Here is a 23,768-nt window from a genome sequence, read left to right as displayed (position 1 = left end):
ACGCGCCATCGCAGTGCCGGGGCGGGCAGTCTTCGGGGTTACTTCTTTTCGATCCGGCGCACCAGCGCCCACGCACCCGGCAGCACCAGGGCCGCCAGCACGATCTTCACCGCGTCACCGATCAGGAACGGAGTCGCGCCGAGTTCGAGCGCCTTCGCGAAGCTGACGTCCAGCGACGCCATCAGCCACGGCACACCGATCGCGTAGATCGCGAGGTTGCCGGCGATCATCAGCGGTACCGCGCGCAGCGGCGTGCGGTCGGCACCGCGCCTGGCCAGCGCACCGACGACCGCGGCGGCCAGCACGTACCCGACGATGTACCCGAACGACGGCATCGACCAGCCGGACGAGTGGGCCGAGAACCACGGGACCCCGGCCATGCCGGCCAGCATGTACACGAGCAGGCCGAGGACGCCGCGGGCCGGCCCGAGCGCCGCGACCGACAACAGCACCGCGAACGTTCCCCCGGTCACCGGAACCGGCGTGAACGAGAGCGGGATCGAGATCTGTGCGAAGAGCCCGACGAACGCCGCCGATCCGACGACGAGAGCGGCATCCCGGACCAGACCGCCGGGAACCACGTCGGCGAGAACACGGCGAGGGGAAGCAACACTGACGGTAGTCATCGTCCTCCTGTCTCCAACAACAGTCAGACGTTAGTAACACCACGAACCCGGCTACCAGGGAACTTCGCGACGAACCTCACGTCCTGAGGCTTGGAGGAAACCTCCAACCTCATCCGGCGTGAGCGGCTTGGAGATCAGGTACCCCTGTCCCTTCCGGTAACCGAGCGCGGTCAGTTCCGCCGCCTGCGCCTCGGTTTCGATCCCTTCGGCCACCGTGCTGAATCGCAGCGTCTGACTGAGCCGGACCACTGCTTCAGCGATCGCCGCGTGCTGCGGGGTGCCGTCCAGCCGGCTCACGAACGACCGGTCGAGCTTGAGGATGTCGACCGGCATCTGGGTGAGGTACTGCAACGACGAGTAACCGGTGCCGAAGTCGTCGATCGCGATCCTGATCCCCGCATCGCTCAGCCGCCCGAGCGCCGGGATCGCGAGCTCCGGGTCGACGAGAGCACTTTCCGTCACCTCGATGACGAGGTCCTGCGCGTCCAGGCCGGCCGCCGTCATCGTCTGCAGGACGACGTCGGTGATCCCCGGCTGATCGAGGTCGCGGGCCGAGAGGTTCACCGAGAGTGAGATCCGCTGATCCTCGGGGAACTCGTGCTGCCAGAACGCGACCTGCCGGCAGGCGGTGTCGAGCACCCAGCGACTCAGCTCGTGAATCACGCCGGTCCGCTCCGCGAGGGGGACGAAATCCGCCGGCGACATCGGACCACGGGTCGGGTGGGTCCAGCGGACGAGTGCCTCGAAGCCCCAGAGCGACCGATCGGCGAGCAGGACGATCGGCTGGTAGGCGACCGACAGGCCGCGGCCGGTCGTCAGCGCGACGCGGAGGTCCCGTTCGATCGCGGCCGAGGTCGTGGCCGCGATCTCCGAGTCCGACACCTCGTCGTCGTGCTCGGAGCCGCCCGGGCGGTGGCAGACCCAGCGGTGGCGTCCCTCGCGCTTGGCCCGGTACATCGCGTGATCGGCCCGCCGGAGCAACTCGACGCCGTGCAGGGTGTCTTCGGTGGCCAGCGCGATGCCGATGCTGGCACCGAGGCGCACCTCGGCCGACGGCAGCCGCAGCGGCGCGCGCAGCAGGCCCAGCACCCGCTCGGCGACCGCGATCGCGCCTCGCTCGTCGGCGAGCCCGGACAGCAGGACGACGAACTCGTCGCCGCCGAGCCTGGCCACCGTGTCGACGCCGAGCACGTTGCGCTCCAGCAGCCGGGCCACGGTCACCAGCAGGGCGTCGCCGACCTCGTGGCCGTAGGTGTCGTTGACCGGTTTGAAGCCGTCCAGGTCGATGAGCAGGACGGCCACGGCCGGCACCGACCCGGCGTCGCCACCGGCCGCGGCCAGGGCCGCCGACCGCAGCAGCAGCGCCTCGTCGAGCGCGCGGTTCAGCTCGGCCCGGTTCGCCAGGCCGGTCAGCGAGTCATGGGACGCGTCGAACGCGAGCAGGTCGTGGTACGCCCGCCGCTCGTTCACGTCGCGGTAGTTGAGGACGACACCCGCGATCTCCGGGTCGTCGAGCAGGTCGTGGGCGGTGGCCTCGTGCCAGCGCTGGGCGCCGTCGGCGTGCCACAGCCGCAGCTCGGCCCGGTGGTCGGTGCCCGGCGAGCGCAGTACCCCGTCCAGGAACGCGGCGAACACCGTGCGGTCGACCGGGTCGACGATCGCGTCCGCCGGACCACCCAGGAGGTCGGCCGGGCGGTGGCCGAGACCTGCTTCGACCGAGTCGGACACGTACGTGACCAGCCGCGCCGAGTCGACGACGCTGATGACGTCGCTGGTGTTCTGCACCAGCGCCCGGAACCAGCGCTCGCTGCGGCGGGCCGCGGCGCGGGACGCGGCGTGCTCGGCCTCGGCCCGTTCGCGGTCTTCCAGCACCCGCCCGTAGCTGCGCAGTACCAGGACGTTGACCAGCAGCATCAGGCCGCACAGCACGTACGACTCGGGCCGGCCGAAGTAGTCGGTGACCAGCCCGAGCGCGATCGCGACGACGCCCAGACCGGCGATGACGAACGCGCAGCCGACCGCGAACTTCCAGACGCCGGCCCCGCTCCAGCGCATGTGCAGCGCGGCCGCGACGATCACGCCGGTCATCATCACCGGGCCCCAACCGGTGATGAACGCCGCCGGGAACAGACCGACGACCAGGTGCAGGAACATCCGGAGGGAGATCCGACGGGACAGGTCACCGCCGGAGAGCCGGAGCTGCACGCCGGTGGTGTTCATCAGCAGCAGCGGCGCGGTGACCGCGAGCAGGACCGGCGTCGAGTGACCGCCGTACCAGCCGAGCTCGTTGACGATGCTGATCAGCACGGCCAGCATCACGAGCTCGGCGAGCTCACGCACGGTCTGGCCGATGGGCGGCATCCAGCGGCCTCCTTCCGCGCACGAGTCGACCGGCGTTCGGTGGACCGCCGATCAAACCATCGGCATCGCCGGGCGAAAACTGAACCGCTGTGCGATCGGCCAGTGTGACCCGCACGGTCCGCCCGGCGTTTGGAGGGACCGCCAGTAGTTCTCGCAACTCTCCGGTGATCTGGTGTGCTGGTGGACCTGAACACGATCGAGCAGGTGACGGACGCGGCCGACGCCGGTGCCTGGCGGCCCGGTGACGGCTGGCTCGCGGGCGGGACGTACCTGTTCTCCGAGCCCCAGCCGCACCTGAAGCGCCTGCGGGACCTCACCGCGTACCGCTGGCCGGCGCTCACCGACGGTCCCGAAGGCCTCCAGATCGCCGCGACCTGCACGATCGCCGAGCTGCGCGAGTACCCGAACGAGCTGTTCGCCCAGTGCTGCGACGCGTTCCTGGCCAGCTTCAAGATCCAGCACGTGGCCACGGTCGGTGGCAACGTGTGCGCGGCGCTCCCCGCCGGCCCGATGACGTCGCTGACCGCGGCGCTGGACGGGTGGTGCACGCTCGAAGGGCCCGACGGTGTGCGCCGGCGGGTGGCGGTGACGGATTTCGTCACCGGCGAGGGCACGACGATGCTGGAGCCGGGTGAGTTCCTCCGCTCGATCTTCCTGCCGGCCTCGGCGCTCGGTGGCCGGACGGCGTTCCGGCAGGGCTCGCTGCACCCGCTCGGACGCTCGGCCGCACTCGTGATCGGCCGCGTGGCCGACGGCGGCCTGGTGCTGACCGTGACCGCGTCGACGAAACGTCCGGTCCAGCTCCGGTTCGCCCACCTGCCCACGCCGGCCGAATTGGGCACCGCCCTGGAGGGCGCGATCCCCGACGACCTCTGGGTCGACGACGTGCACGGGAAGCCCTCCTGGCGGCGTCACCTGACCCGGATGTTCGCCGAGCAGGTCTGCGGTGAGCTGCGATGATCGTCAACGGCCGGCCGTTCGACGCGCAACCCCGCCCGGGCCAGTGCCTGCGCACCCACCTGCGCGACCTCGGGCACTTCGGCGTCAAGAAGGGGTGCGACGCCGGGGACTGCGGCGCCTGCACGGTCCACGTCGACGGGGTGCCGGTGCACAGTTGCGTGTACCCGGCCGTTCGGGCGCAGGACCGCGCGGTGACCACGGTCGAGGGCCTCGACCACCCGGTACAGCAGCAGTTCCTGGAGGCCCAGGGCTTCCAGTGCGGCTTCTGCACCGCCGGTTTCCTGATGACGGCCGCCGCGCTCACCGACGATCAGCGCGCCGACCTGCCGCGCGCGTTGAAGGGCAACCTCTGCCGCTGCACCGGTTACCGCGCGATCGAGGACGCGATCGGCGGCGTCAAGCACGTCGAGGACACCGCGGTCGGCGGCAACACGCCGGCCCCGGCCGGGCCGCAGGTCGTGACCGGTACCGCCCGGTACACGTTCGACGTCGACGTGCCCGGCCTGCTGCACCTGAAGGTCCTGCGGTCCCCGCACGCGCACGCTCGGATCGTCGCCATCGACGTCTCGGAGGCGGAGAACCTGCCGGGCGTGCACGCGGTGCTCACTCACTCGGACGCCCCGGCGAGGCGCTTCTCCACCGGGCGCCACGAACGGGTGCAGGACGACCCGCAAGACACCCGGGTGCTCGATGACGTCGTCCGGTTCCGGGGCCAGCGGGTGGCCGCCGTGGTGGCCGAGACCGAGGGCGCCGCGGAGGAGGCGTGCCGCCGGATCGTCGTCGAGTACGAGGTGCTCCCGGCGGTGTTCGACCCCGCGGACGCGATGAGCCCCGGCGCCCCGGTGCTGCATCCCGGCAAGGGCGCCGGTGACGGAATCGCGCGGGCCGGTGAGAACGTCGCGGGCGAGGTCCACGGCGAGATCGGCGACGTCGGAGCCGGGTTCGCCGAGGCCGACGAGGTGTACTCGGGGACGTTCGGCACCCAGCGCGTCCAGCACGCGAGCCTGGAGACGCACGGCTCGCTGGCCTGGCTCGACGACGAAGGGCGGCTGGTCGTGCGCACCAGCAGCCAGGTGCCGTTCCTGACCCGGCGGGCACTGTGCGCACTGTTCGACCTGCCGCTGGGGCGGGTGCGGGTGTTCACGGGGCGGGTCGGTGGGGGGTTCGGCGGTAAGCAGGAGACGCTGGCCGAGGACCTGGTCGCGCTGGCCGTGCTGCACACCGGTAGGCCGGTCAAGTACGAGTACACCCGGTCCGAGCAGTTCGAGGCGGCGACCACCCGGCATCCGTTCACGATCGACGTCCGGCTCGGGGCCCGCCGGGACGGGACGCTCACCGCGATGGACCTCCGGGTGGTGTCGAACACCGGTGCGTACGGCAACCACGGGCCGGGCGTGCTGTTCCACTCGTGCGGCGAGTCGATGGCGATCTACCGGTGCGCGAACAAGCGGGTCGAGGGATACGCGGTCTACACGAACTCGGTGCCGGCCGGTGCGTTCCGCGGGTACGGGCTCGGGCAGGTGCTGTTCGCGGTCGAGTCCGCGATGGACGAACTGGCCCGCAGGCTCGGTCTCGACCCGGTGGAACTGCGGGCCAGGAACGTCATCCGGGCCGGGGATCCGCTGGTCACCCCGGCCGGTCACGAGGCCGACCTCACGGTGGCCAGCTACGGGCTGGACCAGTGCCTGGCGATCCTCGACCGGGCCCGGGCCGAATCCGTCCCCGAGATGCCGGGCTGGCTGGTCGGCGACGGGATGGCGATCTCGATGATCGCGACCACTCCCCCGAACGGCCACTACGCCGACGCCACGCTCGCGCTGGCCACCGACGGGTGCTACGACCTGGCCGTCGGCACCTCGGAGTTCGGCAACGGCAGCACCACCGTGTTCCAGCAGATCGTCGCCGAGGTACTGGCCACGAAGACCGGCCGGGTCCGGGTCCGGCAGTCCGACACCGATCTCGTCGGGCACGACACCGGGGCGTTCGGCTCGACCGGCATCACGGTCGGTGGCAACGCGGTACTGGCCGCCGCGCGGGCGCTGCGCACGAGGCTGCTGACGGCGGCCGCGGCGCGGGCCGAGGTCCCGGTCGAGGCGTGCCGCCTGGAGCAGGACGTCGTCGTGGCCGGGCGTCTGCGGATCGCGCCGGCGGACCTGCGCGAGGCCGCCGGAGGGACGATCTTCACCGCCGAGGGCCATTTCGACGGCACCCCGCGCTCGGTCGCGTTCAACGCGCACTGGTTCCGGGTCGCGGTCGACCCGGCCACCGGCGAGATCCGTATTCTGCGCAGCGTCCACGCGGCGGACGCGGGCACGGTGATGAACCCGATGCAGTGCCGGGGCCAGGTCGAGGGCGGCATCGCACAGGCACTCGGCGCGACGCTCACCGAGAAGCTCCGCCTCGATGCGGCCGGCGCGGTCGAGAATCCAACTTTCCGGACCTACCATCTGCCGACGTTCGCCGACGTGCCGCGCACCGACGTCCACTTCGTCGAGGACGTGCACGACCCGGTCGGGCCGCTCGGCGCGAAGTCGATGAGCGAGAGCCCGTTCAACCCGATCGCGCCCGCGCTCGCCAACGCGGTCCGGGACGCCACCGGCGTCCGCTTCACCGAGCTCCCGCTGGCCCGGGACGTCGTCTGGGAGAAACTGGCCGAGACCGGCCCGACCGCACCGAACGGCTGACCGCTGGTGCGAGAGGTGTAACCGGCCGCGCGGTACACGTGTCACGACGGCGAAACCGGCGATTCGCATCCTCGGGAAATGCGTGTCAAAACCGTGTGCTCGTACTGCGGCGTCGGCTGCGGCCTGGTCCTCGACGTCGTCGTCGGCGCGGACGGGCGGCGGCGCGCTCTCACGGCGTCCGGAGACAAGGAGCACCCGGCGAACCGCGGACGCCTCTGCACCAAAGGGGCGACCAGCGCCGACCTGCTGAACGCACCGGGACGGCTCACCACCGCCCTGGTGCGCGCCGACCGGTCCGCGCCGCACGCACCGGCCGACGTCGACGAGGCGGTCGCCCGGACCGCGGCCCGCCTCAGCGCGATCCGGGACCAGCACGGCCCGGACTCGATCGCCCTCTACGTCTCCGGCCAGATGTCGCTCGAAGCCCAGTACCTCGCGACGAAGCTGGCGAAGGGCTACCTCCGCACGAACCAGATCGAATCGAACTCGCGCCTGTGCATGGCCAGCGCGGCCAGCGGTTACAAACTCTCGCTCGGCGCCGACGGCCCGCCCGGTTCCTACGACGACCTCGACCGGGCCGACCTGTTCCTGGTCATCGGCTCGAACATGGCCGACTGCCACCCGATCCTGTTCCTGCGCCTGCTGGACCGCGTCAAGAAAGGCGCGAAGCTGATCGTCGTCGATCCGAGGAGGACCGCGACCGCGGCCAAGGCGGACCTGTTCCTGCAGGTCGCGCCGGGCACGGACCTGGCGTTGCTGAACGGTCTGCTGCACCTGCTGACCGATCGCCTGGACCACGAGTTCATCGCAGCGCGGACGGAAGGCTGGGAGGCGATGCCCGCGCTGCTGCGCGACTACCCACCGGCCCGGGTCGCCGAGATCACCGGCCTCTCCGAGGCCTCGCTGAGGGAAGCCGCGGCGCTGATCGCCGGTGCCGGCAGCCGTTGGATGTCGCTGTGGACGATGGGCCTCAACCAGAGCACCCACGGCACCTGGAACACGAACGCGCTGGTCAACCTGCACCTCGCGACCGGGGCGATCTGCCGTCCGGGCGCCGGGCCGTTCTCGCTCACCGGTCAGCCGAACGCGATGGGCGGGCGGGAGATGGGGTACCTGGGCCCCGGCCTGCCCGGGCAGCGCACGGTGCTGGCCGAGGCCGACCGGCGGTTCGTCGAGCAGCGCTGGGGTATCGAACCCGGCTCGATCCCCGAGCACACCGGCACCGGCACCGTCGACCTGTTCCGCCGGCTGGCCCGGGGAGACATCAAGGCGGCGTGGATCATCGGCACGAACCCGGTCGCGTCGGTCGCGAACCGGCGCACGGTGATCGAGGGTCTGGAGGCCGCGGAGTTCGTCGTCACCCAGGACGTGTTCGCCGACACCGAGACGAACGCGTACGCGGACGTCGTGCTGCCCGCGGCGATGTGGGGTGAGTCGGACGGTGTGCAGGTCAACTCGGAGCGGAACCTCACGCTCGGGCGGGCCGCGGTCGACGCACCCGGAGCGGCGTTGCCGGACTGGCAGCTGATCGCCCGGATCGCCACCGGGATGGGATTCGGCGAGGCGTTCGGCTACGCGTCCGCCGAGGAGATCTTCGACGAGCTGAGCGCGTTCGCGAATCCGCGGACCGGCTACGACCTGCGCGGGGTGTCGTACTCGCGGCTGCGGTCCGGGCCGGTGCAGTGGCCTTCGCCTCCGGGTGACGCGGAGGATCGGCACCCGGTCCGGTATACCGAGCGGTTCGCGACGCCGAGCGGGAAGGCGGTGTTCTTCCCGCGCCCGCACGTGCCGCCGGCCGAGCTGCCGGACGAGGACTTCCCGTTCGTACTGAACACCGGCCGGTTGCCGCATCAGTGGCACACGCTCACGAAGACCGGCAAGATCGCGAAGCTCCTCAAGCTCGATCCCGGACCGTTCGTCGAGGTGCATCCGGACGACGCGGACTCACTGGGGGTGCGCGAGGGCGACCCGGTCGAGATCGCGTCCCGCCGTGGCCGGGCGGTGCTTCCCGCCGTCGTCACCGACCGCGTGCTGCCGGGCTCGTGTTTCGCGCCGTTCCACTGGAACGACGTGTTCGGCGAGTACCTCAGCGTCAACGCGGTGACGAACGACGCGGTCGATCCGATCTCGTTCCAGCCCGAATTCAAGGCCTGCGCCGTCGCGCTCACCGCCGTGTCCCAGGCGGACGCCCCGGAGCGCGATGAGGTGCGCGGTCCCGGAGTGCCGGTGCTGGCGGACGTCGACGCGCCGGTTCTGTCGGGCGCGGAGGGCCGGTATCTGGCCGGCTTCCTGGCCGGTGTGGAGGCGGCCCCGCCGGAGGCCGGCGTCGTCCCGGTGCTGCCGGGGAGTGCACCGTTCACCGCCGATACCGCGATGTGGCTGAACGGCTGGCTGGCCGGCCGGTTCTCGCGCACCGGTGCCACGATCACGCCCGCGACCGACCCGCCGACACCGCAAACCGGGCGGGTGCTGCTGCTCTTCGCGTCGCAGACGGGGAACGCGGAGGAGTTCGCGGTGGCGGCGGGAGACCGGTTGGCGGCGGCCGGGCGGGCGGTCACGGTGTGTGCGATGTCCGAGTGTGCGCCGGGCACGCTTCGGCTGGCGTCCGAATTGTTGGTCGTGACCAGCACATACGGGGACGGAGAGGCGCCGGACAACGGCGGGTCGTTCTGGGACGCCCTGGCCGCGGCCGACGCGCCGCGCCTCGACGGGTTGCGGTACGCGGTGCTGGCGTTCGGTGACTCCAGCTACGACGATTTCTGCGGCCACGGCCGCCGCCTCGACGACCGCCTGGCTCAGCTGGGCGCCGATCGTCTGGTCCCCCGCACCGACTGCGAACCCGACTACACCGAGGCCGCCGACGCCTGGATCGACCGCGTCGCGACCGCCCTCGCCCCGTCCTCCGCTCCCCCGGACGCCCGGAGCACCGGCGCGACCAAGGCGCAGGCCGGCGGGCGGGCGTCGAAAGGGGTGCCCGCTCTGGCTCGGGTGGTCGGGAACCGGCGGCTCGGGCGCACAGACGCGGTGCGCGAGGTCCGGGAGTTCGCGTTCTCGGCCGACGGCCTCGCGTACGACGTCGGCGACGCGCTCGGCGTCTGGCCGACGAACGACCCCGGCCTCGTCGACGAGTGGCTCGCGCTCACCCGCCTCGACCCGTCCACACCGGTCGAGCTCACCGGCCCGGGGGTCACCGACCTCCGCACCGCACTCCGCGCTCACCGGGAGATCGCCGCGATCAGCCCGAGGCTGCTCCGCTTCGTCCTGGACCGGACGCAAAACCGCGACCTGGGCAAACTGCTCCGCCCGGAGAACCGCGGCGAACTCGCCCGCTGGACGTGGAGCCGCCAGGCCCCCGACGTGCTCACGGCGTACCGCGTCGACGCCGCGGCCCAGGAGTGGGTCGACGCGCTCCCTCCGCTGCAACCGCGCCTGTATTCGATCTCCTCGAGTCCCCTGGTCGACCCGGCCACGGTACGCACGACGATCTCCGTCGTCCGCTTCGCCGACGACAGCGGCCGCGAGCGCCGCGGCGTGTGCTCCGCGTTCCTGACCGGCACCGCCCCCGAGGCGACGGTGCCGGTCTTCGTGCAACGCTCCGCGAACTTCAAGCCACCGGCCGACCCGGCCGCCCGCGCGATCATGGTCGGCCCCGGCACCGGCGTCTCGCCGTTCCTCGGCTTCCTCCACGACCGCCGCGCCCGCGGTGCGACCGGCCCGAACTGGCTGTTCTTCGGCGCTCCCCGCCGCTCCGATCACTACTATGCGGACGAATTGGGCCAGCTGCTCGCCGACCGCACGCTCACGCGCCTCGACCTGGCGTTCTCCCGCGAACAGCGGGCGAAGATCTACGTCCAGGACCGGATGCGCGAGCACGGCGCGATGCTGTGGGAGTGGATCGCCGACGGCGCGTACTTCTTCGTCTGCGGCGACGCCAGGCGCATGGCCAAGGACGTCGACCAGGCGCTCCGCGACGTGATCTCCACCCACGGCGGGAGGTCACCCGACGAGGCCGGCGCCTACGTCGACCAGCTGGTCGCGGACAAGCGCTACGTCCGGGACGTCTACTGACCCGCCGACCCCCGCGAGGGTGACCCGCCCACCGCTTCCGCAGCAACCACCGGGGCCGCCGGGCCGGGGGCTCCTCGCTCGGCGACGGTGAGCCAGGCCGCGCACACGGTGCCGAGCGCGGAGGCGCCGACGAGCCACCAGAACGCGGTCCGGAACGCCGGTTCGGTTCCGTGCGGGAGCGCCGAGGCCAGCACCACCGCGAAGATCGCCCCGCCGAGCGCCCCGCCGACCCGGCTCACGATGTTGACCTGCGTCGCCGCGTCCGGCAGTTGCGCCGCGCTGACCGCCTTGTACGCCGAGGTCATCACCGGCATCACCGCACCGGCCAGTCCGGCGCCCCGGGCGAACAGCAGCACCTGGACGAGCCACTCCCCGGCGTCCAGAGGGAGCAGCGCGAACGGGACCGTCGTCGCGACGGTCACCAGACCGCCCAGCAGGCTCAGCGGACCGCCGCCGTAGCGGTCGACCAGCCGTCCGGTGAACGGAAGCGCGACCGCGGTACCGACACTCGCGCCGATCAGCAGCAGGCCGGACGCCAGCGGATCGGCGCCACGACCGAGCTGGAAGTAGAGCGCGAACAGCAGACCGGCGCCGAACAGCGCGGCGCCGGTGAACGTCGCGGTGAAGGTGGCCGCGCGGTACGACCGGTTCCGGAACAACCGCAGATCGAGCAGCGGGCGGGCGGAGTAGCGAGAGTGGACACCGTAGGCGGCCAGCGCCCCCACCCCGAGCAGCAACGGCCCGGCGACGTCGAACCGTCCGAGCGTGCCTTCCTCACCCCACCGGGTGAATCCCCACACCAGCACCGGCAGGCCGACGCTGAGCAGCACGAGCCCGAGCCGATCCAGCGGGCCGGGGTCGCCGACCTGACCCCGGGGCACGAACCGCACGCCGAGCGCGAGCGCGACGACACCCACCGGGACGTTGAGCAGGAACAGCCAGGGCCAGGACCCGACGTCGATCACCAGCCCGCCGACGACCGGGCCGAGCGCGGGCGCCAGCGTCACCGCGACGCCGAGCGTCGCCATCACCCGGCCGAGGCGGTGCGGGCCGACCGCCTGTCCGAGCGCGGTCTGTCCGGCCGGTATCAGCATGCCCGCGGCCAGCCCCTGGACCACCCGGAGGACGATCAGCCAGCCGATGTCCGGCGCGAGCGCGCAGGCCGCCGAGGCCACGGTGAACGCGGCTAAGCACGCGAGCCAGAGCCGGCCGGCGCCGACCCGCCGGGCCGCCCAGCCGCAGAGCGGCAACGAGGACGCCATCGCGATCAGGTACCCGTTGGCCACCCATTGCGTGGTGGCGAGCGACGCGCCGAGTTCGCCGGTGATCGTGTCGAGCCCGACGTTCACGATCGAGGCGTCCAGCCCGCTGAGGAAGGCACCGGACGCGATGATCGCGGCCAGCCGCCACACGTCCGGGCCGAGCGGCGTGTCTCTTTCCGACTGCACAGACATCGAGTTCTCCTCGGTTCGGTAAGTACAGTACTCGTTTTACTTTACAAACGAGCCGCTCGTCTACCCTCGGGACATGTCGTTGCCCGTCCCCCCGCTCGGCCGGTTGCAGCCGCAGAAGCGGGACGCGATCGTCCACGCGGCCCGCCGGATCTTCGGCCGGGACGGGTACGCGCGCGCCAGCATCGACGCGATCGCCGGCGCGGCCGGCGTCTCGACCCGGACGCTCTACAAGCACTTCAGCACCAAGGAAGCGCTGTTCGCGATCGTGCTGGAGGCCAGCGCGACCGAGGTCGCCGACAATTTCGTCGAACGGGTCCGGTCAGCGCCGATCGCGGCCACCACGGCCGAGGTGCCGGCCGAGCTGATCGCGGTCGGGCACGCACTCGTGCGGATGGCGATCGACTACCCGGACCACTTCGCGATGGTGCGGCAGATCAACGCCGAGTCGACGCATTTTCCCAGGCCGGTGCTCGCCGCCTGGCACGGCGCCGGCCCGCAGCGCGTCGAGGTGGCGGTGGGTGAACGCCTCTCGGGCCTGGCCGACCGCGGGCTGCTCGTCGTCCCCGAACTGGGGCGCGCCGTTCTGCACTTCCAGTCGCTCACGACCGTCGAGGCGAACCCTCGCGGGCTGCACCAGGCCGGCCACCTGACCGCGGCCGAGACCGACATCGCGGTAGCCGCCGGCGTCCACGCGTTCCTGCACGGTTACGGTTCCGGACCCCCGGGTGCGATGGCGTGAAACGGTGGGGGCATGTCTGGTGCTGAGCGCCCGGTCGGGCCCGTCGACTCCACCCGGATTCCGCGCTATGCCGGGCCGGCCACGTTCGCCCAGCTCCCGCGAGCCGACCAGGTGCCCAGCACCGACGTGGCCGTGCTCGGGGTCCCGTTCGACTCGGGGGTGAGCTACCGGCCCGGCGCCCGGTTCGGGCCGTCGCACATCCGCACCGCGAGCAAGCTGCTCCGCCCGTACAACCCGGCGCTGGACGTCTCACCGTTCGCGGTGCAGCAAGTCGTCGACGCCGGTGACCTCGCGGTGAACCCGTTCGACATCGGCGAGGCGGTCGCCACGATCGAGGCAGCGGCCCGGGGCTTCGCCGCCGACGGAGTCAAGCTCCTCACGCTGGGCGGCGACCACACGATCGCGCTGCCGCTGCTGCGCGCCGTGCACGCGGAACACGGCCCGATCGGCGTCGTGCACTTCGACGCCCACCTCGACACGTGGGACACCTACTTCGGTGAACCCACCACGCACGGCACGCCGTTCCGCCGGGCGTCCGAGGAAGGGTTGCTCGACCCCGCCCGGTGCCTGCACGTCGGGATCCGCGGGCCGCTCTACACGTCCGACGACCTCGCCCAGGACGGCGTCCTCGGGTTCCAGGTGATCCGCGCGGACGACTACGAGACCGGCACGGTCGCCAGCCTGGTCGCCAAGGCCCGCCACCGCCTCGGCGACGGCCCCGTCTACGTCTCGGTCGACATCGACGTGCTCGATCCGGCCCACGCACCCGGTACCGGCACCCCCGAGGCCGGCGGCCTGACCAGCCGGGAGCTGCTCCACACACTGCGCGGGCTGGTCGGGCTCGACATCGTGGGCGCCGACCTCGTCGAGGTCTCGCCCCCGTACGACCACGCCGAGATCACCGGCATCGCCGCTGCTCACGTGGCCTACGAGCTGCTCTCGGTACTCGCCCGGAATCGCGCCGCCGATTGACGTCCGTAATGGGATTTTTGTACTAGCCTGAGCGCATGCTCGTCCGTCCGCCGACCGATGTGTCGGCACCGCTCGTCCACGTCGGGCGGCAGGGGATCTACGACCAGACCGGCGATGTCGTCGCGTACGCGTTGTCGTTCCGCGACGCCGCCGACGCACCACGGGCCAGTAGCCGCGGTGCGTACGCGACCAGCCGGGTGATCGTCTCCGCGTTCACCGACTTCGGCCTGGAGCAGCTGATCGGGGCCAAGGCCTGCTTCATCAACGTGACCAGGGAGTTCCTGGTCGGCGAGCTGCCGATCCCGTTCGATTCCGGTCACGCGGCGCTGGAGATCGTGCCGACCGTCGAGGTCGACGACGACGTCGTGACCGGCGCCACCGCGCTGGTCGAACGCGGGTTCACGATCGCGCTGAGCGCGTTCGAGTGGGGCAGCGGGCACGAGCGGCTGCTCGACATCGCCAGCTACGCGATGGTCGACATGCGTGGCGCCGACCCGGCCGAGGTGGACGCGACGATCCAGCGCTGCCGCGACTACCCGCACCTGCGCCTGATCGCCGAGCGGCTGGAGACCGAGGAACAGCTGCAGGTGGCGTTCCTGCTGGGGTTCGACCTGTTCCGGGGCAACATCCTGGGCCGGCCGCACGTGCTGTCGACGACCGGGCTCTCCCCCGCCCGCGTCAGCCGGTTGCAACTGCTGGCCGCGTTGAGCGCCGAGGACGTGGACTACGACGAGATCGTGGACCGGGTCGCGCTCGACCCGACGCTGGCCTACCGGCTGCTGCGCGCGACGAACGCGGCGGCGTCGGGGCTGACCGTGCGGGTCTCGTCGGTGCACGAGGCCGCGGTGTTCCTGGGGCTCGACAAGGTACGGCAGTGGGTCACGCTGATGCTGCTGACCGACCTCTCGGACGCCACCGAGGACCAGCTCTCCTCGACGATGACCCGGGCCCGGCTGTGCCAGACCACCGCGGAGTTCCAGCACCTGCCCGGGTCGGTCGCGTTCACGGTCGGTCTGCTCTCCGGCATCGCCGAGCTGGTCGGACGTCCGGTCCAGGCGCTGGCCGACGAACTGCCGCTGGCCGACGAGGTGCGGTCGGCGCTGACCGAGGGCACCGGCGACCTGGGCGAGATCCTCACCGCGGTGCGGCACTACGAGGAGGGTGCGGTCGGAGAGCTCGCCGCGCTCACCGGCCCGGTCGCGCCCACGGACGCATACCTCTCGGCGATCAGCTGGAGCAGCAAGATGCTCGACGACGTCGGAATCGAAGGCGCCCGCCGCCAGATGCCCTCGGCCTGAAACCGCGGCCGCCTCAGCCTGCGCGCGGCTTCCTCAGGTGGACGCCAGGCGTTGCAGGTCGATTTCCGGGAGCATCCGGCCGACCTCCGGCGTGCCGACCTTGATCAGGCGACGGCTCAACGGGTCCGCGCCGACGCCGCGGTTCTCGTCCTCGACCTCTTCCCAGATCGACTCCTCGATCGCGTTCAGCGCCGGAACGATGAAGCCGACGTACCCGCCGCCGGACGCGTCGACCAGCAGTACCCGCGCGGTGGCCTTGTCGACCTCCTCGTAGCGTCCGAGCACCGTGCTCAGGCAGATCAGCGGTACGGTCGCCCGCCGGTGCGTGAACACGCCCTGCATCGTGGGATCGAGTCCCTCGAGCGGGATGTAGTCGGTCGGGTACGGCAGGATCTCCGAGATCTGGACGAGCGGGCTCGCCACGTCCACGCCGGCGTTGTACGTCAGCAGCTTCTTCACGACCGGCACCACCCGCCGGCCTTCCGGCGCGTCGTCGACCTTCACTTCCTGCTGGCTGCGCCGGCGGCTGCGCTGCTCCTCCTCGGCCAGGCTCTCGGCCGAACCCTCCAGCGGCATCCCCATGTTGGCGAGGTTGTCGAGGTGCTCGTAGTCCCGGAGCGACTCGCCGTCGAGCACCAGGTTCTGGCCCTTGCCCGGAATCAGCAGTGCACCCTGCAGGAACGGGTTGTTCGCCATGCCGGTCGGCGGCAGCGGCAGCACGTCGACCGCCGGCACCGACTCGATGTTCGTGACGTCCGAGACGCTCAGCACGACCAGGCCGCGCGGCATGTTCAGCACGATCCCGCGCTCGGTGTCGTTCTTGGGCAGCACCCCGAGCCCGAGGATCTGCAGCGAGTCGACGACCGGCACTGCCTTGCCGCCGAGCGCGACGACACCCAGGCACGACTCGCCGACCAGCGGCGACGAGCGGATGACCAGCTTCGGGATGACCGAGTGGACGTGGCTGACGTCGATCGCCAGCCCGATCGCGGCGCACCGCAGCAGCATGACCACACGCCGGTTCGCGTCACCGGCCTTGATGAACCCGACGTCGGTCGCGTCCGGTGCGGTCGCCGCGGCGGCGGCCAGCGCGCTCTGGTTGCGCTGCCCGGTGTCCCGCACGACCGGGATGCCGGGTAGCGCGAAGATCGCACCGGTGTCGAGCACCGACACGACGCTGCCGTCGTCGGGCTGCTCGAAGCTCTGCTTGAACAGCGAAACGCCGTCCCCGCCGATCGTCATCTCCATCAGCCCGTCGAACGGGATCCGGGTCACGCCGCGGATCTCGTCGGCCAGCAGGCCGAACATCTGACCCTCGCGGGCGACGATGACGATCACGTCGTTCCCGCCGTCCTCCTCGATCCCGATCAAGTGACGCAGGTCGAGCACCGGAATGACGAGGTGACGCAGGTTGACCGCGCCGACGAGCCCCGGCGCCCGGGCCGGCAACCGGCTGAACGACGACGGGCAGGGAATGACCTCGCGCAGCTCGGAGAGCGGTAGCGCGACCAGCGCCGGGCCGATCGTGAACATCCCGTAGACGGTGGTGTCCGTACCGCGGCCGGGAACGGTCACCCCCCGGACGGTGGCGTCGTCGGTCTGCGACGGCACCTCGACCGGACGCTCGGCCAGCAGTGTCACCGAGTGACCTCCTTGCTCTCCCGTTCACTCGCGACCGTGGCCGCGGTGATGATTTCGCTGAACGCTTCCTGCGCCTTGCGGGACACCGAGGAGCCCTGACTCCCTCGGTTCGCCGACCGGACCTGGTCCAGCCGCTGCCCGATCAAAGCCTCGATCGGGCGATCGGAGAGGTCGACCGCCCGCTGATCGACCGGCACCGGCGCGCCGGTTTTCGCGTTCGCGATCAGGACGAGGCGATCCTGGACGAGCAGCGCCAGAGACGCGGCCTTGACCGCGGTATTCGCCGTCGCGTCGATCAGACTCGCGGGCTGCGTCACCGTTGCTCCTTCGAACCACGTTCGACCGGGCGTGGCCTCGCTGCAGTAAGAGCTCGCCGCAGTAAGAGAGAGACCACTCGAAACGTCGGCACGAGATCGACCGGCTTAAGCGCTATCGGCGAACCGCTCCGGCGCGCGTTCTGGATCGGTACAGGAAGCTTGATACGGGGCGCTGCCGTGCGGCGGTCGCGGTCACCAACCGCCGGTCCCTCCGGCGGACGATCCGAACCCGGCCGCCGACCACGACGCCCGCCGATCACGGGCACGCCGACCGCGCGGACCACCGCCACCGACCGCCGGACCACCCGACCGCCGGGACCACCGGGACCACCGGGACCACCGGGACCACCGGGACCACCCGACCGCCCGGCCTGCCCGACCACCAAGACCGCCCGACCACCGACCGCGGGGCCGATAGCAGCGGGGCCGACGGGAGGGCAAGCCGCGACTGCGACGGCGGCGCCCGAGCCGTAGCGGCGGAGTTCGGGCGAACCATGACGGCGGTGGCGCAAGCCAGGCGGCGGCACCGCGCCGCCCGGGGCGGCGGTCTAGTGCGGGGCGGCGGGGTGGGCTCGGTCGGGGCCGGGGCGGAGGTCGCCCGGGGCGATCAGCGACTCGCGGTGGTGATCGACCTGCAGGGTCGTGTGCTCGATGCCGTACCGCTCGGCGAGCAGGGCCGCGATCTCCTCGCGGCGGGCGTGGCAGTCCTGGTCGCTCGCGAGCAGCAGGTGCGCCGAGAGGTTCGGGAACCCCGAGGTGACCTCCCAGACGTGCAGGTCGTGCACGTCGACGACGCCGTCGAAGTCGTGCAGGTCACGGTCGATCGCGGCGACGTCGAGGCCGCGGGGTGCGGCCTCGAGGAACACCCGCCAGGAGTCACGCAGCAGCCCCCACCCGGCCCAGGCCATCAAGAAGGCGACCAGCAGCGTCGCCACGGCGTCGGCGCGGGCCCAGCCGGTGAGCAGCACGATCGCACCGGCGACCGCGGTCGCGATGAACGCGAACAGGTCGTTGAGCAGGTGCTGGAACGCGCCCTCGACGTTGAGCGAGCGGCGGTCGGCCCGGGAGAGGCACCAGGTCGCGACCGCGTTCACGGCGATACCGGCGATGGCCGTGACCAGCACCAGACCACCGGCGACGTCGGGCGGGTTGCGGAACCGGTCGACCGCCTCGATCACGAACACCACTGCGAGCGCCCACAGCGTGACGCCGTTGAGCTGGGCCGACAGGATCTCGACCCGGCGCAAACCGTAGGTGAAATTGCCCTTGGCCGGACGCGCGGCCAGCCGCATCGCGATCAGCGCGAGGACGATCGCGGCGGCGTCGGTGAGCATGTGGGCGGCGTCGGAGAGGAGCGCGAGCGACTCGGCGAGCAGACCGACCACGACTTCGCCGACCATGAACGCGAGGATCAGGCTCAGCGCCGCGATCAGCCACCGCCGGTCGGCGTCGGCGCTGATCGAGTGCGAGTGCCCACCCGCGTGCCCGTCCCCGTGCCCACCCCGCCGGCCGCCCCCGTGGTCACCCTCGCGGTCGTGCTCATGATCGTGATCGTGCATGTCATCCAACATATGCGGAGTTCGCTATATGTTGCAAAGGTGACGATGACAACGCCATTCAGTTGGGCTTCGGAAAGAACCCTCTGCGCCCGAGCAGCTCGTCGAGCCGGGCGAACTCGCGCTGGACCTCGTCGAGGAACTCGTCGACGTCGTCCACGAGGTAGCCCCGCTTACCGAGCGGAGGCTTCCCGAAGGCGGCACTACCGACGCCCGCGGCGGTCAGTCCCGGCCGTCGCCCGTCGTCGGAGCCGTTGAGCAGTGCGATCCGTAGCGCGAGCTCTTCCTCGACGCGGTCGAGGAACCCGTCGACCTCGAGCTCGGCGTAGCCCCGGGTGCCGAGCGGCGGCTTCCGGAACGCGGTGTTGCGGACGTCGGCCGGAGTCATGTTCGGCGATACCGGGGCCGCGTCGACCGGCGGGTCCCAGGCCGCGGGTCGGTGCGGGACGGTGAAGTTGGGGTAGAGGCCGGAGTAGGCGGCAGCCGCGTCGGGGTGCGGCCCCGCGCCCGCGTCGGAGCCCAGAGCGGCCTCGCCATAGCCCAGAGCGGCCTCGCCATAGCCCGGAGCGGTCGCACCAGAGCCCGAAGCGGCCCCCTCATAACCGGACGCGGCCCCCTCGTAGCCCGAAACGGCCCCCTCGTAGCCCGAAACGTCGGCTGGGTCGGGGCGCCGCACGGAGGGGCGAAGGGCCGCGTAGGGGGCGGGCCGGGGGTCCGGGACCGCGGGTGCGTCCGACGAGCCGTACGAGCGGCCCGAGCCGGCCTCCCGCCCGGAGCCACCCGACCGCCCGGAGCCACCCGGCCCCCCGGAGTCACCTGACCGCCCGGAGTCGGCCAGGCGGTCGAACAGGCGGCGGGCTTCGCGTTCCACCACCGCGTAGAGGTCGTCCCGGTTGAGCAGTGAGTTCAGGATCGCGCGGGCCGACGTGCGGTCGGACTGGTTCTGCTCCACCTCCCGGACGATGGCCAGCTGCTCTTCCCGGGTCAGCGAGTCGGCGTGCGCCCGCGACTCGAGGACGGCGCCCGACGGAGCCGCCGGCTCGGGCGGCAGGACCCGCGGTAACGGCGGGGCCGGGGGCAGCTTGCGCAGCGCGCCGAAGATCCGCGCGATCGCCCGCTCACCGGGCACCGTGTAGTCGACGATCTGCCTGCTGCGGATCTCGTGCGGCAGATCCCGGGGATCGATCGGTTCGACCAGCAACGGAATCAGCGGCTTGCCGAGCCGCAACGCGTACTGCCGCTCCGCCGCGCACGCGTCCGACGACATCGCCGCCCGCGACACCGCGACCACGAACCCGTCCGCACCCCGGATCTGCCGGAGGATCTCGGGCCACCACTCCGTGCCGCCGAGCAGCTCGCGATCGAGCCAGACGTCGAACCCGGCCATCTCCAGCGCCTGCACGATGCCCTCGACCGCCACCTGGTCGCCGCGTGCGTACGAAACGAAAACCGGCACCGCGACGCCTCCCCAGCTGATCCGCCGCCGGTTCACTGTAGCCGGGCTCCCCTTCGGGAACCCGGCTCAGCGTAGAGCCGGTCAGAGACTCGCGGACCGCATCGCGCGAGTACCCACGGCCAGACCGATCACCGCGGTGGCCACGGCACCGAGCGAACCCCGGAGCACCGACAGGTCCAGGAAATCGCCGGCGAACAGCGCCCGCTCGGCCTCCACCAGATACGTGAGCGGGTTGACCCGGCTCACCGCGGTGAGCCAGGCCGGGCCCCGGTCCAGCGGCAGCAGCACTCCGGACAGCAGCACCAGCGGAAACAACAGGAACTGGTGGAGCGCCCAGAACGCTTCCTGCTGCCGCCGCGTGTAGATCGCCAGCGCGATCGCGAGCGACCCGAGCCCGACCCCGAACACCACCAGCAGCACCAGCCCGGCCAGCACGTTCAGCGGATACAGCCGGAATCCGAACGGCAGCACCGCCACGACGATGATCACCGCCTGCGCCACCAGCGAGAACGCCTCCTTCAGCGTCTTACCGGCGAGAATGGACGCCCGGCTCACCGGCGCCACCAGCATCCGCTCGAACGATCCGCCGGCCATCTCGGTCTGCAGCGCGTACCCGGCCCCGGCGGTCGCGAACAACCCGGTCATCACCAGGATCCCCGGCACGAACCACTGCCACGGCGACTCGCCCGGCACGTCGGTGAGCAGCGGACCGAAAAAGAACAGGAACACCAGCGGCTGGGCCATCGTGAACACCAGCCCGATCGGATTCCGCAGAATCGGCGCGATCTCCCGCGCGAAGATCACCCCGGTCATGCGATGTTCCTTCCGGTCAGCGACAGGAACACTTCGTCGAGCGTCGACGCGCCGATCCCGGTTTTCAGCCGGGCCGGTGTGTCGTCGGCGATCACCGTTCCGTTGTCGATCACGACGACCCGCTCGGCCAGCGCGTCCGCCTCCTCCAGGTAGTGAGTCGTGAAGAACACCGTGGTCCCGAATTCGGACCGCAGCCGCCGGATCACCTCGACCAGGTTGGCCCGGTTCTGCGGATCGAGCCCGGTCGACGGCTCGTCCAGAAACAACAGCGGCGGACGATGGACCAGCCCGATCGCGATGTCGAGCCGCCGCCGCTGGCCGCCGGAGAGCGTCGAAACGGTGCGGCGCTCCAGAGCGTCCAAATCGAGTAGTTGGAGCAGTTGGGTGGCGCGACGGCGGGCGTCGCCGCGGGTCAGGCCGTACAGACGGCCCTGGGTGACCAGTTCGTCTCCGACGCGGAAGGAGTCTCCGGCGCCGTGCCCTTGTCCGATGTAGCCGATCCGGCGGCGGGCTCCGGCCGGATCGTCGCGGACGTCGCACCCGGCGACGACGGCCGTGCCCGCGGACGGGGGCAGGAGCGTGGTGAGCATGCGGAGCGTGGTGGATTTCCCGGCGCCGTTGGGGCCGAGGAACGCCACGAGTTCGCCCGGCGCCACGTCGAGGTTCAAGCCGCGGACCGCGTTGACGACCTCGCCGCGCTTCAACCGGAACTGTCAAGCCAGGCCACGAGCCTGGATCATCGAAACCTCCCGTGAGGGGTGGAAATAGGATGGTTCTTCCGGCGCCGGAAGCCCAAAAAGCGTAGGCCGGAAGATCATGTAACTGTCAGGACTCCTGACAGAATCGTTGTCATGCCCCCGCCGATGGCGTATCTGCTCGCGCACGCCGGGGTTCTCGCCGTTCGTCGTTCGGACGTCGCACTGCAGCCGTTCTCGCTCACCACCCGGCAGTACGGGGTGCTGAGTCAGCTCGATCTGGAACCCGAGCTCACGATCTCGGAACTGGCGCGGCAGCTCGACGTGTCGCGGCAGGCGCTGCACGAAATGGTCGGTGCCCTGGAACGCGCGGGCTACCTCGTGCGCGCACCGGGCGCGACCGGCCGCACCCGCCGCCTGGCGCTCACGCCGCTGGCCGTGCGGCGCCTGCCGGTCGTGTCGCGCGCTCTCCGGGAGGCGGAGGAGGAGTTCTTCGCCGGCGTCTCCCCGGCGGCCGTGGAGGCGCTGCGCCGCCTGCTGCAGGCCACTCTCGCCCACACCACCGACGACGAGTCCTGGCTCACGTGAAACGCGCCCGAACGAAGTCCTGAAGGGACGCCATCCGGACCGCGGCCGCGAGGAGCAGCAGCGCGCAGAGATAGGGGAACCAGTTGCCCGCGCGCGCGTAGGGCGTTCGCCGGGGCGTGGTGGGAAGATCCGCCAGCAGTGCGGCCCCCCGAGAAGCGTCGGTCGCCTCGGCCAGGCGCTTGCCGGTGGCGTCGCTGACCAGCAGCCGGCCCTTGCGGGCAGTCCGGACGATCCCCACCCCGCTCTCCACTCCCCGCACGAGCGCCATCCGGCTGTGCAGCCAGCCGTCCTGCGTGAAGTCGTAGGCCGGCGCGAGGATCGTGGTCGCGCCACGCCCGCGGTAGCCCCGCACCAGCCCGGGGAAGTCCAGGTCCTTGCAGACGGCCAACGCGAAGGTCCGGCCCGGCACGAACACTCCGCGGTGCCCTGGCGTCAGGTCGCCTTCCAGACCCGGGATCAAATGCTGCTTGGCGTACACGGCCGGGCCCGATCCCGGCTCCGTGAACGCCAGCGCGACGTTCGACCGGCGCACTCCGGCCCCCACCGGCCGGTGCAGTTCGGCCCCCACCACGACGGCCACGCCCCGCGCGGTCAGCGGCTCGAACGCGTCCGCCAGGGTGGCGATCGTGGCGTCGGTGACGACGAAGATCTTCTCCGGCATCAGGATGACGTCGGCGCCGGCATCCGCGAGCGTCTCGGCGTGGATGCGGTAGTCGCGCAGGAGCGCCGTGCCCTCCGCGGTGTCCAGCTCCGGTGAACCCCCGGTCTGCGGGCGCGTGACCAGCCCGACCGACAGCCGGGCCGCCTGCCCCGAAAGCCGAGCCGCCTGCCGCGAATCGGCTGCCGGCTGCGGGCCGGTGGCCAGCCACCACGCGGACCACGCCGTCGCGAGAGCCACGACCAGCGCGAGCGGCACCGCCGCCGCGAGCCGTCGCCGGACGAACACGGCAGCCACCCCGACCGGCACGGCGAACAGGACGAACGCCAGCCCCCAGACGCCGGTCAGGGCCGCGAGCTGGACGAGGAACCGGTCGTCGGCCTGGGTGTAGCCGAGGCTCCACCAGGCCCCGTGCGGCAGCAGCAGCGACAACCCGTACTCGCCGAGTACCCAGACCGAGGGCGCGGCCAGCACCGCCGTCGCCGTTCGCCCGGAGCGCACCAACGCCCTGGCCACCAGCACGACGCCGGCGAACAAGGACGCTCCGAACAGGACGACGGCCACCACCGCCGGGACCGGGAACTGCAGCGTCCCCCGGTAGTAGCCGACGATTCCGGCCTGGCCGATCAGCCAGGCGACGGCGGCGACCACGCCGGCCGTCCTGGCGCTCACCCGGGGAGCGAGCAACAGCGGCGGCAACGGCGCGAGCCAGGTCGCGACCGCGATCGGGTGCAGGCCGCTGCCGGCCAGCCAGAGGGCACCGCTGACCGCCGCCGCGGAGGCGGCCAGTGCGAGGGGTCGAGTCGTCATGCCGGGGAACTCTCCGACTCCTCGCACCGCTCCGGATCGCTCGGCAGGACCGGCCGGATCTGGTCCTGCCGA

Annotated in this window: 16 protein-coding genes and 1 pseudogene; 7 read left to right on the top strand and 10 right to left on the bottom strand. The window is 71.7% G+C overall.

Annotated elements, in window-relative coordinates:
- Window positions 1-38 precede the first annotated feature (38 nt).
- Together ACIBZJ_RS23590 and ACIBZJ_RS23585 are read right to left on the bottom strand one after the other, a co-directional pair.
- A complete protein-coding gene (locus tag ACIBZJ_RS23590; protein WP_395932949.1) occupies window positions 39-626 on the bottom strand; it encodes a biotin transporter BioY in 588 nt (195 codons plus the stop codon).
- 51 nt (window positions 627-677) lie between these two features.
- Window positions 678-2,987 carry a putative bifunctional diguanylate cyclase/phosphodiesterase gene (locus ACIBZJ_RS23585; protein ID WP_395932947.1) on the bottom strand — a complete coding sequence of 770 codons (2,310 nt, stop codon included), beginning with the start codon at window positions 2,985-2,987 and terminating at the stop codon, window positions 678-680.
- Window positions 2,988-3,167: 180 nt separating this feature from the next.
- On the opposite strand from ACIBZJ_RS23585, the gene ACIBZJ_RS23580 reads away from it, so the two are divergent.
- The 3 genes from ACIBZJ_RS23580 to ACIBZJ_RS23570 all read left to right on the top strand — a co-directional run bounded on the left by ACIBZJ_RS23580 (window position 3,168) and on the right by ACIBZJ_RS23570 (window position 10,699).
- Window positions 3,168-3,947, top strand: a complete 780-nt coding sequence (locus ACIBZJ_RS23580) for an FAD binding domain-containing protein (RefSeq protein WP_395932945.1) — start codon at window positions 3,168-3,170, stop codon at window positions 3,945-3,947.
- Window positions 3,944-6,631, top strand: a complete 2,688-nt coding sequence (locus ACIBZJ_RS23575) for a molybdopterin-dependent oxidoreductase (RefSeq protein WP_395932943.1) — start codon at window positions 3,944-3,946, stop codon at window positions 6,629-6,631. Before ACIBZJ_RS23580 ends, ACIBZJ_RS23575 begins: the two co-directional genes overlap by 4 nt.
- Before the next feature lie 78 nt (window positions 6,632-6,709).
- A complete protein-coding gene (locus ACIBZJ_RS23570) occupies window positions 6,710-10,699 on the top strand; it encodes a molybdopterin-dependent oxidoreductase (RefSeq protein WP_395932941.1) in 3,990 nt (1,329 codons plus the stop codon).
- Here ACIBZJ_RS23570 and ACIBZJ_RS23565 read toward each other — a convergent pair.
- Window positions 10,693-12,153 (bottom strand): MDR family MFS transporter, encoded by a 1,461-nt coding sequence (locus tag ACIBZJ_RS23565; RefSeq protein WP_395932939.1) that lies wholly within the window; start codon window positions 12,151-12,153, stop codon window positions 10,693-10,695. The genes ACIBZJ_RS23570 and ACIBZJ_RS23565 overlap by 7 nt on opposite strands.
- Window positions 12,154-12,226: 73 nt before the next feature.
- Between ACIBZJ_RS23565 and ACIBZJ_RS23560 the strand changes: the two genes are divergently transcribed.
- From ACIBZJ_RS23560 to ACIBZJ_RS23550, 3 genes are read left to right on the top strand one after another with little or no spacing between them, the layout of a single operon-like run.
- Window positions 12,227-12,892: a TetR/AcrR family transcriptional regulator gene (locus tag ACIBZJ_RS23560; RefSeq protein ID WP_395932937.1), complete on the top strand. Its 666-nt coding sequence runs from the start codon at window positions 12,227-12,229 to the stop codon at window positions 12,890-12,892.
- A 12-nt stretch (window positions 12,893-12,904) separates the two neighbouring features.
- The gene (gene speB / locus ACIBZJ_RS23555; protein WP_395932935.1) at window positions 12,905-13,864 is read left to right on the top strand and encodes an agmatinase; all 960 of its coding nucleotides are present in this window, start codon (window positions 12,905-12,907) and stop codon (window positions 13,862-13,864) included.
- Between the two features lie 35 nt (window positions 13,865-13,899).
- Window positions 13,900-15,162 (top strand): EAL and HDOD domain-containing protein, encoded by a 1,263-nt coding sequence (locus ACIBZJ_RS23550; protein WP_395932933.1) that lies wholly within the window; start codon window positions 13,900-13,902, stop codon window positions 15,160-15,162.
- Between the two features lie 33 nt (window positions 15,163-15,195).
- Here ACIBZJ_RS23550 and ACIBZJ_RS23545 read toward each other — a convergent pair whose 3' ends face one another.
- The 6 genes and pseudogenes from ACIBZJ_RS23545 to ACIBZJ_RS23520 all read right to left on the bottom strand — a co-directional run.
- Window positions 15,196-16,803 (bottom strand): chemotaxis protein CheW, encoded by a 1,608-nt coding sequence (locus ACIBZJ_RS23545; protein ID WP_395932931.1) that lies wholly within the window; start codon window positions 16,801-16,803, stop codon window positions 15,196-15,198.
- Window positions 16,800-17,120 (bottom strand): hypothetical protein, encoded by a 321-nt coding sequence (locus tag ACIBZJ_RS23540; protein WP_395932929.1) that lies wholly within the window; start codon window positions 17,118-17,120, stop codon window positions 16,800-16,802. Before ACIBZJ_RS23540 ends, ACIBZJ_RS23545 begins: the two co-directional genes overlap by 4 nt.
- Window positions 17,121-17,668: 548 nt before the next feature.
- The gene (locus ACIBZJ_RS23535; protein WP_395932927.1) at window positions 17,669-18,679 is read right to left on the bottom strand and encodes a cation diffusion facilitator family transporter; all 1,011 of its coding nucleotides are present in this window, start codon (window positions 18,677-18,679) and stop codon (window positions 17,669-17,671) included.
- A gap of 58 nt (window positions 18,680-18,737) precedes the next feature.
- Window positions 18,738-20,132 carry a TIR domain-containing protein gene (locus ACIBZJ_RS23530; RefSeq protein ID WP_395932925.1) on the bottom strand — a complete coding sequence of 465 codons (1,395 nt, stop codon included), beginning with the start codon at window positions 20,130-20,132 and terminating at the stop codon, window positions 18,738-18,740.
- Window positions 20,133-20,213: 81 nt separating this feature from the next.
- Window positions 20,214-20,945, bottom strand: coding sequence for an ABC transporter permease (locus ACIBZJ_RS23525; protein ID WP_395932923.1), 732 nt, complete (start codon window positions 20,943-20,945; stop codon window positions 20,214-20,216).
- 38 nt (window positions 20,946-20,983) lie between these two features.
- Window positions 20,984-21,649, bottom strand: a pseudogene (locus tag ACIBZJ_RS23520) (ABC transporter ATP-binding protein); the annotation flags it as partial.
- Between the two features lie 147 nt (window positions 21,650-21,796).
- Here ACIBZJ_RS23520 and ACIBZJ_RS23515 point away from each other — a divergent pair.
- Entirely contained in the window at window positions 21,797-22,228 is a 432-nt protein-coding gene (locus ACIBZJ_RS23515; protein ID WP_395932921.1) for a MarR family winged helix-turn-helix transcriptional regulator, read from the top strand.
- Here the strand turns inward: ACIBZJ_RS23515 and ACIBZJ_RS23510 are convergent.
- The gene (locus tag ACIBZJ_RS23510; RefSeq protein ID WP_395932919.1) at window positions 22,221-23,696 is read right to left on the bottom strand and encodes a nitrilase; all 1,476 of its coding nucleotides are present in this window, start codon (window positions 23,694-23,696) and stop codon (window positions 22,221-22,223) included. The two genes, ACIBZJ_RS23515 and ACIBZJ_RS23510, sit on opposite strands and share 8 nt — an antisense overlap.
- Window positions 23,697-23,768: the final 72 nt, after the last annotated feature.

Source organism: Cryptosporangium sp. NPDC051539, assembly GCF_044454545.1.
GTDB lineage: Bacteria > Actinomycetota > Actinomycetes > Mycobacteriales > Cryptosporangiaceae > Cryptosporangium.
This window is presented reverse-complemented; position numbering and strand designations above follow the sequence as displayed.

Bases quoted from the DNA above. Each gene is read 5' to 3' on its own strand.
- ACIBZJ_RS23590 (WP_395932949.1), bottom strand. From the start codon at position 626: ATGACTACCGTCAGTGTTGCTTCCCCTCGCCGTGTTCTCGCCGACGTG.
- ACIBZJ_RS23585 (WP_395932947.1), bottom strand. From the start codon at position 2,987: ATGCCGCCCATCGGCCAGACCGTGCGTGAGCTCGCCGAGCTCGTGATG.
- ACIBZJ_RS23575 (WP_395932943.1), top strand. From the start codon at position 3,944: ATGATCGTCAACGGCCGGCCGTTCGACGCGCAACCCCGCCCGGGCCAG.
- ACIBZJ_RS23570 (WP_395932941.1), top strand. From the start codon at position 6,710: ATGCGTGTCAAAACCGTGTGCTCGTACTGCGGCGTCGGCTGCGGCCTG.
- ACIBZJ_RS23565 (WP_395932939.1), bottom strand. From the start codon at position 12,153: ATGTCTGTGCAGTCGGAAAGAGACACGCCGCTCGGCCCGGACGTGTGG.
- ACIBZJ_RS23560 (WP_395932937.1), top strand. From the start codon at position 12,227: ATGTCGTTGCCCGTCCCCCCGCTCGGCCGGTTGCAGCCGCAGAAGCGG.
- speB (WP_395932935.1), top strand. From the start codon at position 12,905: ATGTCTGGTGCTGAGCGCCCGGTCGGGCCCGTCGACTCCACCCGGATT.
- ACIBZJ_RS23550 (WP_395932933.1), top strand. From the start codon at position 13,900: ATGCTCGTCCGTCCGCCGACCGATGTGTCGGCACCGCTCGTCCACGTC.
- ACIBZJ_RS23535 (WP_395932927.1), bottom strand. From the start codon at position 18,679: ATGCACGATCACGATCATGAGCACGACCGCGAGGGTGACCACGGGGGC.
- ACIBZJ_RS23525 (WP_395932923.1), bottom strand. From the start codon at position 20,945: ATGACCGGGGTGATCTTCGCGCGGGAGATCGCGCCGATTCTGCGGAAT.
- ACIBZJ_RS23515 (WP_395932921.1), top strand. From the start codon at position 21,797: ATGCCCCCGCCGATGGCGTATCTGCTCGCGCACGCCGGGGTTCTCGCC.
- ACIBZJ_RS23510 (WP_395932919.1), bottom strand. From the start codon at position 23,696: ATGACGACTCGACCCCTCGCACTGGCCGCCTCCGCGGCGGCGGTCAGC.